At 38.7% G+C, this 12637-nt stretch carries 8 protein-coding genes and 1 pseudogene; all 9 read left to right on the forward strand.

Features of this window, described 5'->3' with window-relative positions; translation table 11 throughout:
- The first annotated feature begins 133 nt into the window (after positions 1-133).
- The 9 genes and pseudogenes from IPK31_18140 (at position 134) to IPK31_18180 (ending at position 12560) form a co-directional block, all read left to right on the forward strand.
- Positions 134-1450, forward strand: a complete 1317-nt coding sequence (locus tag IPK31_18140) for a TonB-dependent receptor plug domain-containing protein (protein MBK8089686.1) — start codon at positions 134-136, stop codon at positions 1448-1450.
- Between the two features lie 35 nt (positions 1451-1485).
- Positions 1486-2181: a hypothetical protein gene (locus IPK31_18145; GenBank protein MBK8089687.1), complete on the forward strand. Its 696-nt coding sequence runs from the start codon at positions 1486-1488 to the stop codon at positions 2179-2181.
- A complete protein-coding gene (locus IPK31_18150; protein ID MBK8089688.1) occupies positions 2076-3254 on the forward strand; it encodes a TonB-dependent receptor in 1179 nt (392 codons plus the stop codon). The genes IPK31_18145 and IPK31_18150 overlap by 106 nt, the downstream gene beginning before the upstream one ends.
- Positions 3255-3273: 19 nt before the next feature.
- The gene (locus tag IPK31_18155; GenBank protein ID MBK8089689.1) at positions 3274-4929 is read left to right on the forward strand and encodes a SusD/RagB family nutrient-binding outer membrane lipoprotein; all 1656 of its coding nucleotides are present in this window, start codon (positions 3274-3276) and stop codon (positions 4927-4929) included.
- A 27-nt stretch (positions 4930-4956) separates the two neighbouring features.
- Positions 4957-5751 (forward strand): DUF4397 domain-containing protein, encoded by a 795-nt coding sequence (locus IPK31_18160; protein MBK8089690.1) that lies wholly within the window; start codon positions 4957-4959, stop codon positions 5749-5751.
- A gap of 85 nt (positions 5752-5836) precedes the next feature.
- The gene (locus IPK31_18165; protein ID MBK8089691.1) at positions 5837-8248 is read left to right on the forward strand and encodes a hypothetical protein; all 2412 of its coding nucleotides are present in this window, start codon (positions 5837-5839) and stop codon (positions 8246-8248) included.
- Between the two features lie 198 nt (positions 8249-8446).
- Positions 8447-11379 (forward strand): annotated as a pseudogene (locus tag IPK31_18170) (S9 family peptidase).
- Positions 11380-11546: 167 nt separating this feature from the next.
- Entirely contained in the window at positions 11547-12041 is a 495-nt protein-coding gene (locus IPK31_18175) for a hypothetical protein (GenBank protein MBK8089692.1), read from the forward strand.
- A gap of 96 nt (positions 12042-12137) precedes the next feature.
- Complete coding sequence (locus IPK31_18180) at positions 12138-12560, forward strand: hypothetical protein (GenBank protein MBK8089693.1); 423 nt, start codon at positions 12138-12140, stop codon at positions 12558-12560.
- Positions 12561-12637: the final 77 nt, after the last annotated feature.

Genomic DNA, 12637 nt, shown 5'->3' on the forward strand with positions numbered 1-12637 from the left:
TAAGCAACTGAATACATCACAACCTTTTATCATGTAATAAAGTCGCTTAAACTAAAAGCAGCCAATGAGCAAAACAAATTGTCTTTAATTAGCCATTTTTTACTAATTTGCCCAGACCAAATTAATCATGATTATGAGAAAAATTAAACGCTTGCTGGTAGCGTGTTTATGTCTTTGTATAAGCATATCTGCCATTGCTCAGGAACAAACTGTATCAGGTGTTATTCGTGATGCAGCCGACAACTCCCCTCTTCCTGGTGTATCCATACGTGTAAAAGGAGCCCGTACAGGTACAACCACTGCTACTAACGGTTCTTACAGTATTAAAGTTAAAAAAGGACAGGTACTTGTCTTTTCTTTTTTAGGATTTAAAACCACAGAAGTTACTGTTGGAGACAATATGTCTGTTAATATCAACCTCGTTGAATCTGCCGACAAGCAGGAATTGAGTGAAGTTGTTGTAACAGCTATGGACATTAAAAGAAATGCCCGTGAAGTAGGCTACTCTGTTCAAAAAGTAGACGGGAAGGAAATTCAGGAAACACAGAGAGAAAATTTTGTAAACTCCCTCCAGGGACGTATTGCAGGTATAACTGTAACACCAACCAATGGTATTGCAGGGGCTTCTTCTTCAATAGTGATCAGGGGTTTTAATTCCATGGCCCTGAGTAATGAACCTCTTTTCGTAATTGATGGTATTATAATGGATAACAATACGATCAATGAATCTGGCGGAGCAGGAACAGTTGGAATCGCATCTAACCGTGATAACAGAGATGGAGATTATACAAATCGTATAGCAGATATTAATCCGAATGACATTGAATCAATCACTGTATTAAAAGGCCCTGAAGCAACTGCTCTTTATGGCAGCCAGGCCAGTTCCGGGGCTATTATTATTACAACAAAGAAAGCTTCAAATACAAGAAAGCTTGGTATTAATTATGATAACAGTTTCCGTTTTTCAGAAATCACACGTTTGCCCAGCATAACAGATAATTATAATGCAGGCTCTAATGGAGTTGATTTTCCGAGTTTTACCTATTTCGGTTCTCAAAATAAGAACCCGGATAAGGCAAGCATCTATAAAAATATCAATGATTTTTTCAGAACCGGCTTTTCCCAAACACATAACCTCAGCCTGGATTATGGTATAAAGAATGCAAGTTTCAGGGCCAGTGGAAGTCTCAACAATATTGAAGGCAGTGTGCCCTACAACAGCTATAAAAGATATAATTTCAGGTTGACAAACAGCACAAAGATTGGCAAGTATATAGATATCGCCCCATCTTTTTCATATGCGCATACTGAATTTGTAAGACCATTACGTGGAGCCAACAGCTACCTGTTGAATCTGTTAAGATGGCCGTTGGATCTTGATCTGAAAAAATTGAAGACCAAAACGGCAATAAGCTGCTCACCTATGCCACAGATCCTTTGCTTGAAATAGATAACCCGTTGTGGAATGCCAAATATGTAAAGACTATGGATAAAACGGATCGTTATACATACACACTAGGGGTAAACATTAACCCGGCAAAATGGGTCAGCCTGCAGGGACGTTTCGGTTATGACACTTACAAAACAGACGGCTCCAGGTTAATTCATCCCCAATCCTATCTCACCACTGCTGTTCAGGGAGGACAATTGGATAATTATTACAGGAGATATACCGGTTATAACCACACCATTAATGCAACCTTTAAAAAATCAATCGGTAAGTTCAACGGAAGGTTAATGCTGGGTACAATGTGGCAGGATTACCAGACAAAAATGTTCGCTGTTTATGGAACTAAATTACTCACCCCATTAGGAAGAGACAGTTCCAATACTACTGCAAATACAAGAGTTAGACTGAACCGGAATAATTTTGGCCAGTTTAATGAATATATCGTTCGCCAGATTGCTTATTTCGGTGAGTTTGCTGTGAACTATAAAAACATGATCTTCCTCAATTACACACATCGTTTTGAGCAGGCTTCTACTTTGCCAAAAGCAAACAGGAATTATAATTATCCAGGTGCGAGTCTGTCTTTCATTATGACAGATATCCTTCCGGGTTTAAAAAGAATGACATTCTTAATTACTGGAAATTACGTACATCATTTGCTGTTACTGCCCGTCTTAATGGAGCTTACAGCAATCAGTCAGTATTTGCAAACAGAACAGGCAGCGGCTTAGGTTATTCCTATGATTTTGGAAATCTGAATCCTGATCTGGAACCGGAGAAACAACAAACCTATGAAGTGGGTACTGAGTTCAGATTGTTTAACAGCAAGCTCACTCTTGATGTTACCTATTATAATACACTAAACACAAGTCAGATTGTTGAATTATTCCGCTCAAGTTATGGCTCAGGTTACGTATTGAATACCTTAAATGTTGGTTCTACCCGTAACCAGGGTGTAGAAGTAGCTGTTACTGCAACTCCTGTTCAAACCAAAAACTTTAAATGGAACATCGGCTTAAACTTCAACAAAATGTGGAATGAAGTATTGAGCTTACCTGCCAATGTTCCTGAGTTTTATATTTCTGATACCTGGTTATATGGTAATGCAAGAGGTGGCCTGGCAAAAGGCGGCCCTACAACAACCATTACCTCTTATGGTTATGCAAGAAATAACAAAGGTATGATCCTGATCAACCCTACAACCGGATTACCAGTTAATGAGTCGCTTTTTAAAGTAAGAGGTGATCGTAATCCTGATTTTACCATGGGCATCAATAACAGTTTCCGCTGGAAAAATCTCTCTGTATCCATGCTTTGGGATTGGAGAATGGGTGGAGATATCTTCAATGCAACCAATATGTATCTTACAACTCAGGGAAGGAGCTTAAAAACAGCTGACCGTTTTACACCGATCGTTATTACGGGTGTGCTGAATGATGGTTTGCAGAATACGGCAAATCCTACAAAAAATACAATTGCTATTGTGCCTTTCTTTAACCAGGGTTATTATACTGCTATGCCGGAAGAAGAGTTTATTGAAAAAGATATCAACTGGCTGCGTTTAAGAGATATTACACTTTCTTACAATTTTACCAATGCCATTAAAGGCAAACAGAAGATATTTAAAACCTTAAGTGCTTTTGTTACCTGCAATGACCTGATTTTAATTACCAATTACAGTGGGGCCGATCCTGCTGCTAATGGTAATACAGCCGGTACACGGGGTGTAGGAGCTGCAGGTTTTGATTACGGCAACGTAGCAATTCCCATCAGTATTAACCTTGGTCTCAGAACATCTTTTTAAAAGCTAAATAATAACTCAAATGAAATCAATATATAAAGTACTCTTGCTGGTCCTGATCATCACAGGGATTTCAGTATCCTGCAATAAGAAGATAGACGAAGCCTATCTGAATCCAAATTCACCGGTTAAAGTTCCGATTGAAACATTGCTGCCGCAGATTGTTTCAGCTATGGCAGCCAATTATGGGGGTCATGGGCCATTAAATGATGCACGTTTTATAAGCATGTATATACAAAATTTCAGCAGTTATACAGTTAGTGCTACCCGTAATTCCAGCACTACTTATGAACGTATGGGCGGTACGGTTGATGGAAGTGATAATGCCGGCTCACTCTGGCGTATGCATTATTATGATATGGGGCAAAATGCAATGAAAATAATCCAATGGGGAACAGAAGAGAAAAAATGGGATTATGTAGGTGTAGCCCAGGCCATCTTTGCATGGAGCTGGTTACAGTTAACCGATTATCATGGAGAAATTATTCTCAAGGATGCATTTAACACCAATCTCTTAACCTTCAAGTTTGATAAAGAGGAAGACGTATATGCATATGTGCGTCAACTGGCTGCTCAATCACTTGAAAACCTCAATAAAACAGGTGATGGCGTGAGCCAGGCAAACCTTGCAACAGGTGATGCATTTCTGTATAATGGCGATGTAAATAAATGGAAAAAATTTGTTTACAGTATCCTCGCCCGTTCTTATAATCACTTAAGTAACAAATCAATTTATAAACCTGACTCTGTTATTTATTACTGTGATAAGGCAATTACAACAAATGCTGATAATGCCATTGTTAAATTCACAGCAACTCCCGGTTTTTCTGCCAACTCCAATTTTTATGGCCCTGTTCGTAATAATCTCGGAAGTGCATATGCAATCAGACAAAGCGAATACATTACTAAATTACTTACCGGATCTAACTCAGCTTTTCCCACTGTAGATGATCCTCGCAAATGGTACCTCATCCGCCCATCTATCAGCGAAAAATTTGTTGGTATTCCATTGAACGCAGGGATCACTGCCATTACCGTTAGCAACGATCGGCCTGAAAATTTCTGGGGACCAAGATGGGATTCTTTAGTAGCTCCACTCAGCGATGCAAGAGCAAGATATATCTTCCGTAATGCAAGTCCCGTACCTGTTCTTACTGCAAGTGAAGTTTATTTCATGAAGGCAGAAGCTGCTTACCGTAAAGGGGATAAACCAACAGCGCTTACTGCTTATAAAAAAGCAATTGAACTGAACTTTGATATGCTGCAGATCGATTATTCAACCAATGTGCCGGCTACCAGTTTATTGACTGCTTCTGTAAGGGATGCTTTTTTAGCAAACCCTGCTGTTGTCCCTGCATCAGCAGACTTCAACCTGTCACATATCATGTTGCAGAAATATATTGCACTGTATGCCTTTGGAGCAATTGAAACCTGGGTTGATATGCGTCGCTATCATTATACTGATGTGAAAGATGGCTTCCAGGTGTACCGTGATTTTGTAACTCCACCAAATAATGGTGCCACCAATGGTTTATGGCCGGATAATAATGGAAACCTTGTTTACCGTGTACGTTACCGTTATAACTCTGAATATGTATGGAATATTGAAGAGTTAAAAAGACTGGGCGCTGATGCAACCGACTGGCATACAAAAGAAACCTGGTTCTCTAAACCCTAACATGTCATCAAATCAAAATAATTCAGTATGAAAAAAATAATATTAATTCTATCGGTAATAGTTTTTCTTCTCTCCTGTGAGAAGAAAGCAGATTTCAATGCAAATTTTGTTCCGTTGGATTCAAACCTGTATACGAATTACAAGTTCATCAATGCATACCCTTATGCAACACCTGTTTTCTCCGGTCAAACCAGTTCTTCGGTTCTTCTTACACATAATGGACTCCAGTTTTCTTCAGGAACACCCATTACTGTAGGAACAACCTATCCTGCATCAATTGGTTATGCAGCCCTGTTTAAGCAGATAGCCGGTTTACCAATGGACATCAGGATGGTGTTGGGTACACAGCCAGCTCTGACAAGGGATTCGTTACTGTTTACTTATTATGGACCCAGTCTCAGCAAATATTATTCCTTATTCTTTTGTGATTCCATCAAAAAGCCAAATTCTATTTTTGTTACTGAAGATGATCTGCGATTGCCCGGCGGACCCAATTTATACAGAGTTCGCTTTGTAAATCTCATCCCTAACCCGCCAACTTTAACTCCGGCTATTGATGTGTATTCAACAAATGCAGGCGCATTGATCTTTACAGGCATTCCGTTTAAAAAAGCAACTCCTTTTCTTGAATTGCCACGCAACTCAATTGCAACAACATTTACGGATACTTACCAAATCAGATGGACAGGAACAAGTACAGTAATTGCTACGCTTTCTTCTGTACAGTTAAACAACCAGATGTCATTAACACTCTTTGCAAAAGGGTTTGTTGGTGCAACCGGTTTACGGGCTCCGGGCTTATTATCCTACAGAAATAATTAAAATGAATTAATTCATTTGTTAAAACCTCCTGCATTCTTTTGTGCAGGAGGTTTTTTATTTACATTACAACTCTAAAATACCTTTTGTGAAATCAAAGATTCTGCTGCTAACCCTGCTGATGTTTACATTGTCTTCTGCATACAGCCAAAACACCGATACTTTGCTTGCAAGACTTATTACCAATCTCCGCAGTTTTTATGAACTCAACCCTTCAGAGAAATGTTTTCTGCATGCTGATAAACATTTTTATCAACCCGGAGAAACAGTGTACTTCAAAACTTACCTGACACTTAATAACCGCCCTTCATCATTAAGCAATATTGTGTACACCGATTTTGGTGATCTCAACGGAAACCTCTTTGCCAAATCCATGTGGAAAGCAAATAACAGCTCTGCCGAAGGAAGTATCTTTATTCCCGATACTCTGCAAACAGGTATCTACCGCATCCGCTCCTACTCCTTGTGGATGCTGAATGAACCTGCATCCATTGCTGAGCAATACATTTTTGTACTGGGTAAAAAGGATCAGGCAAAAACTTATCATGTACCGGAGAGTGAAGTAAAAGTTGAATTCTTTCCCGAAAGCGGGCAGCTGGTAAATACAGTGATCAACAAAATAGCATTTCGTATAACTGACAATAATAAACTTCCGGCAAGGGGTGTCGGCGTACAGTTGGTGGATGAAAACAAACAGCTTATTGCCGCACCCCTGGTTTTTGAAAACAGTGTGGGTATGTTTGAATTTACACCGGCTGCAGGAAAAAAATACCAGTTACAGGTAAGCTTCAATCTCAACAATCAGAAATATGTTGCATTACCTGCTGCCATCGATAATGGAATCACTTTAAATGTTTCCAATCTTTCTGCTTCAAAGGTTTTCATTCAGGCCAACGCATCTGAATCATTTATTGATCAGCACAAAGCAGTGTATATCCTGGCGCAGCAAAATGGAAAAACTGTTTTTGTGCAGAAATTTAATCTGGATGATGCGCAGAATGCAACGGTATTAAATAAAAAAAATCTTACAGAAGGTTTGTTGCAGGTAACTGCATTTAATGCCCAACTGCAACCTTTGGCTGAACGGTGGATCTGGGTGCAGCAACCATCAACTGCAGGCATTACTCTTTCAACCGACAGTCTGTCGTTTAATCCCAAAGGGAAAAATAAATATACCATTTCATTGACCGGCATTGATACAGCTGATATTTCTGTAGCAGTGATTCCTGCTGATCTGCCTGCTTATGATTTTGTAAACAGTCCCGATATCAAAGCCTATCATTATATTCATTCAGCCAATAATGGCACAGCTGCTTTTGTAAACAGCTTCAACAATATACCAACAGCAAATTATGCAGCTTATCTCGATGCTTTATTAGTAACAATCAAACCCACCCGTTTTTCCTGGCAACAGATAGCTTCGGGAAAACAACCTGCACTCAACTACTTTTTCGAAACAGGAATCTCCGTAAGGGGTATTGTGAAAAAAGATAAAGAATCCATGCTCTTCGATTCAAGCAGGGTCGACATCATTACAAAAGGTGCCGATTCAAGCACAACTTTTTCAACTGCAAAAACAGATGCTAAAGGAATCTTTGCGGTGAATGATCTCAACTTCTGGAAAAGCGCATCAGTTTATGTACAGGCCACTACCAAAGAAAAGAAAAAACGGAAAGTTGGATTTGAACTGCAGCCCGGCTATCTCGATACATTATCCGACAGAGTTGCAAAGTCTTACTTTGCTCCATTGTTCAAACAGGATATTACGCCGAAGCAGTCGAACAATGAGTTCATCAAAAATTACAGTGTATCTGGTCTTGGAAAAGAGTTAACTGAAATTGTTGTAAAAGGAAAGAACAAAGCTGAAGTAAGATTGGATTCATTGAACAAAGCTGTTACATCTGAAACCTTCCGTAACTCAGAATTTACCAAAGAACCCGATGCAAACTTCAGCTATATCAGTTTTGCTCAGTTATTTGAACAGGAATTTTTTGGATTTAAATTCAACACAGGATATGACAGGGTTGCCGGATTGGATGGGTCACCTGCTTCTGGTTTGGCAAGTGGTGATATGATCAGTTATTACCTCGATGAAAGGCCTATTGCAGCAGAAGAACTCAACTTTATTAATCCTAATGATGTTGCATTAATTAAAGTAAACAGAAATGCGAATCTTCATTTAGGTCAGATGGGACCCGGCCCGAGTGTATTGATTTATACAAGATCAAAAGGTTATCGTGGTCGCCTTGGTTTTGATGCTGCTTATTTAACCGGTTATTCCATTCCCTTACGTTTTTATAATCCTGATTTTTCCCGGCCAGAACTGCAGAAAACAGAGGACCGGCGCACAACCCTGCTCTGGTATCCGAATGTAAAATTCGTAAATGGCAAAGCAACCATCCAGTTTTACAATAACGATTATTCAAAACGGTTTAAAGTAGTAATACAGGGAATCGATAAGAATGGTAATTTGTATTACCTGGAAAAAATCATTGAGTAAATAAGCCATTCTTCAATGAAAATCCCTGAAATAAACTTCAGGGATTTTTTATGTATTGCCAGGTTTATATTGTTCTTCGTATCCTTGCATTGTGTTTTTTTCGCTTTTCTATTCATCATTCAAGTTCATTCAGCTTTGTGTTCCGTTTTGTCAAAAAGTAATTACCTTTCTCATCTTCATTCACTTAACCATTACTTTATGCTCAGGAAACTCATGTTTGTCTTGTTCCTGTTACCCGTTGTAACAGTATTCAGTCAGTCAAAACCTATCAGCTGGAAAGATGTCCCCGGCTGGCGTTCGATCAATAATTTTCAGGTAACCATTTCTCCCGACGGTCAGTGGGCAGCTTACCCCATCACCGCAGCAGAAGCAGATGCAGAGCTGGTGGTTAAAAAATTAAATGATACGGTAGAAAGAAGGTTCCCCGTTGGATACAGCAGTTTTCCGCAGTTCAGTTTTTCAGAAGACGGGAAATGGCTGGTATTTAAAGAGTCACCTAAATTCAAAGAAGTAAAAGCAAACGAAAAAACACCCGGAAAACAGTTATTTGAAAAACTGTTTCTGCTCGATCTTGCGAATAACAAAAAACAGAATTTGAACGGGCAGGAAGCTTTGTTTTGAATGGTAAAGCAGCTTCTCACCTGGCAATTAAAATTGTAAAAGAACGCAATCCTGCAGCAAGACCCGATGATCCGCAAGGCGGCGATCTGTTGATTGTAGAACTGGCAAACGGCAAAGCGCTCAACATTGGTAATGTGGGCGAATTCAGCTTCAACAAAGCAGGCAACCTGCTGGCCTATACCATTGATGCAGGAAATAAATCAGGCAATGGTTTATACCTCTACAACCTCAGCACCAGGCAAACAACAGTACTGGATAATGATAAAGTAACCTATAAATCTCTTGGATGGGATGCAGAAAAAGATGCTGTTGCTGTATTGAAAATGAAAAAAGATGAAAAGTATAAAACAGATAAAGGCGTTGTATTGGGTGTGAAAAATCTTTTACAATCGCCGGTATCATTTACATACGATCCTGAAAAAGATTCACTCCACTTTCCTGTAAAGATGACCATCAGCGGAATGCGTCGTCCTTATTGGTCAGATGATTTAACACGTATGTTCTTTGGCATATCTCCATTGGAGCTGGTAAAGAAAGAAGCAGATACCACCGGCAAATCAAAAGCACAAATTGTAAAAGAATCTGATTCATTGGTACTGGTACGTATTAAAGCCGACACAAGCATTAAGTCTGTTGCTGATTTAAAACGTGCACTGGAAAAAGCCGAAGCAAAAGGAAAACCTGAAGTAAAACCTGCGAATGATGCAACAAAACCTGATATGACCATCTGGCATTGGCAGGATAAGCGTTTACAAAGCCGTCAGCAGGTACAGGAAATGCAGGATAAGAATTTTTCGTATGTGGCAATAGTTGATGTTGCTACTAATAAGTTTGTGCAGTTGAATGATGGCACAATACGGTCACTGAGTATACTGCCGAAACAACTCTATGCAGTTGCAGAAGATATTGATGCCTATGAACTGGATCAGAACCTTGATGGACAGAGTTATTCTGATATGTACATCATCAATCTTAAAACAGGTGCAAAAACAAAATTCAAAAGCAAATTCTATCGCCCGTCATTCTCAGCATTTCCACGCTCTTCACCCGATGGATTGAAGTTTGTATATGGCGAAGATGGTCATTACTATGTGTACGATCTTACCACAAATACTTCTGTGAACATCACAGAAAAAATGGCTGCAAGTTTTGTGAATACAGAGGATGATCACAATGTAACCAAACCTCTTACACCGGTTATTGGCTGGAGCAGCGACAGTAAATATTTACTGATCCGTGATTTGTGGGATATCTGGCAGGTTGCAGCTAATGGAAGCAATGCAGTTAATCTCACATTAAATGGAAAGAAAGATCAGATCCGCTACGCAGGCCGTTATTCCATTGATGAAGAAGAAAAAGGATTTGATTTGAAGAAGAAAAACTACTTCCGCATTTATGGTGAGTGGACAAAGAAAAGCGGCATTGCCTCACTTGATCCCGGAAGCAATGGCTTAAAACCCGGAGCATCTGTATTGGTTTGGGAAGATGCATCTGTCGTTACAATACAAAAAGCAAAGAACAGTAATACATTCATTTTTGCAAAAGAAGATTTTAATAAGCCAACAGAATTTTTCAGTACAAATGAAAAGTTGAGTAACCCTGTGCAGTTCACAAAGAATGCACCTGATTATTCAAAATATGCATGGAGTGCAGGAACACAATTGGTGAATTATGTTTCTGATAAAGGCGATACGTTACAGGGAGCCTTGTTCCTTCCCGCAGGTTATGAAAAAGGAAAAAAATATCCAACGGTCGTTTACTATTACGAGAAGTTATCACAAACATTACATAGCTACAGTAATCCCGGATTTAGCGGTACTGGATGGAATCCCACAATGTATACCAGCAATGGCTATGCAGTGTTTATTCCGGATATCGTTTATAAAATGGATGATCCCGGTATGAGTGCGGTATGGTGTGTATTACCTGCAGTAAAAGCAGCCATACAAACGGGTGTAATTGATGAAACGAAAATTGGCATTCACGGTCATAGCTGGGGAGGTTATCAAACTGCTTTCCTTATTACGCAGACAAATATGTTTAAAGCAGCAGCAGCAGGTGCCCCATTAACTAATATGGTGAGCATGTATGATTTGATTTACTGGAACAGTGGTGGTGGTAACATGTCCATCTTTGAAGCATCGCAGGGACGTTTTCGTGGTGCTCCCTGGGAAAACTGGGAATCTTATTTGCGCAACTCACCCGTGTATCATGTAAAGAAAGTAAACACTCCTTTGCTGATGCTGCACAACGACAAAGATGGTGCAGTTGATTTTACACAGGGCATTGAATATTATAATGCATTACGCAGGTTAAAAAAACCGGTGATCATGATGCAGTACAAAGGAGAGAATCATGGTTTGGCAAAAATGGAAAACCGTAAAGATTACAGTGTACGTATGATGGAATTTTTTGATTATTACTTAAAAGGTAAAGAAGCTCCCGACTGGTTGAAAAATGGAATGGATCGTTTGAAACTTCCTGAGCATTTGGAGCAAAGAGCTTTTTAAATTTCAGTAACAATTTTCTAACCGGGATAGATGATATACTATCCCGGTTTTTTATTGCCGACTAACACAGATCTTTCTGTGCTTTGCTTTCACAACCTTCCGAAATTTCTGACCTACATCTTATATCATAACTTAGTACCTTGTGTACAAGCTAAATTGACACCTAAGTGAAATCAGCAGAAATTCTTCTTGACGATATAACTAACCTGAATGACTTTTATGTTGTATTAGAACGTAACGCTTTGCTCTTAGAAAGAAATCGTGACATTACAGAGCTACTTCTAAAATATAAGAATAAAACATCTTTAGATGAAGAGAAGCAGAAACTGCAATGGGAACTAGAAGCATTTTTATTTTCTTTTTACGGAAATAGAATTTTTTCCTTTTCTACTAGCAACGGCAAAGAGGTTGGAAATGTAGCAGAATATCCTCAGTTAGACAATCATCAAAAAGCAGCTTTCAATTATATTAAAGAACGTTCAGAGCTTTCAACATCAGCTTTATTAAGTGCAAGATATTATCATTTATTAGGAAAAAGCATTGTCAAAAAGAATTCCACATTTGTACTTAAAGCAACCGAAAATTATATTGAGGTAAATCAATGTTGTCAACTATGGCTGACAACGAAATTGAGTATTCTCATCTTATTGGAAGGCTTTTGAAAATTTAGCAGGGCTTAAACGAAGGAAAGGTAAAAGTAGAAGAAACTAAAAAATGGCAGCACAATTACTTTATCAGTTACCCAAAATTTCTTTTGGGTGAAACATGGAATAATTGATGACATGCTTAAATATCCTAAAATTTTCAAAGTTGCTGATTTTGAAAATATTCTTTCAATTTTCGATAATAGATTAAAAGAAACAGGTAGTAAAGGAGATGATTTTGCACTAGTTAACTATCATTTGCCAACAGCAATTAAGGTTGCCCAAAAAATCACGGCAGATGTAAAGAAATGGCATAACGAAATAGGGCTTGCATATTTAAGGATGGCTGAAACAGAAAAAGACGAAACAAGAAATTGGATTAAATTGGATGAATATCGAGCTGCTATTGATGCGTTCAGACAAAGCGGGAATAGAGTAAAGAAAGAAGAAGTTGAACAATTGTATTTTCAGTTAAAAGGTAAAGTACGACTCGAAGAATACAGGATTGATTTTGACGAGGAAACGATAAAAAATTAGAAGATTTTCAGTTAGAAATTAAAGATAAAGCTTTAGCACTGCTGAAAGAAGAGCCAGACTATATTTATAGCATAATT

The sequence above is a fragment of the Chitinophagaceae bacterium genome, from assembly GCA_016713085.1.
GTDB lineage: Bacteria > Bacteroidota > Bacteroidia > Chitinophagales > Chitinophagaceae > Lacibacter.

Coding starts and splice junctions, on each gene's coding strand:
- IPK31_18140 (MBK8089686.1), top strand. CDS start 134: ATGAGAAAAATTAAACGCTTGCTGGTAGCGTGTTTATGTCTTTGTATA.
- IPK31_18145 (MBK8089687.1), top strand. CDS start 1,486: ATGGATAAAACGGATCGTTATACATACACACTAGGGGTAAACATTAAC.
- IPK31_18155 (MBK8089689.1), top strand. CDS start 3,274: ATGAAATCAATATATAAAGTACTCTTGCTGGTCCTGATCATCACAGGG.
- IPK31_18160 (MBK8089690.1), top strand. CDS start 4,957: ATGAAAAAAATAATATTAATTCTATCGGTAATAGTTTTTCTTCTCTCC.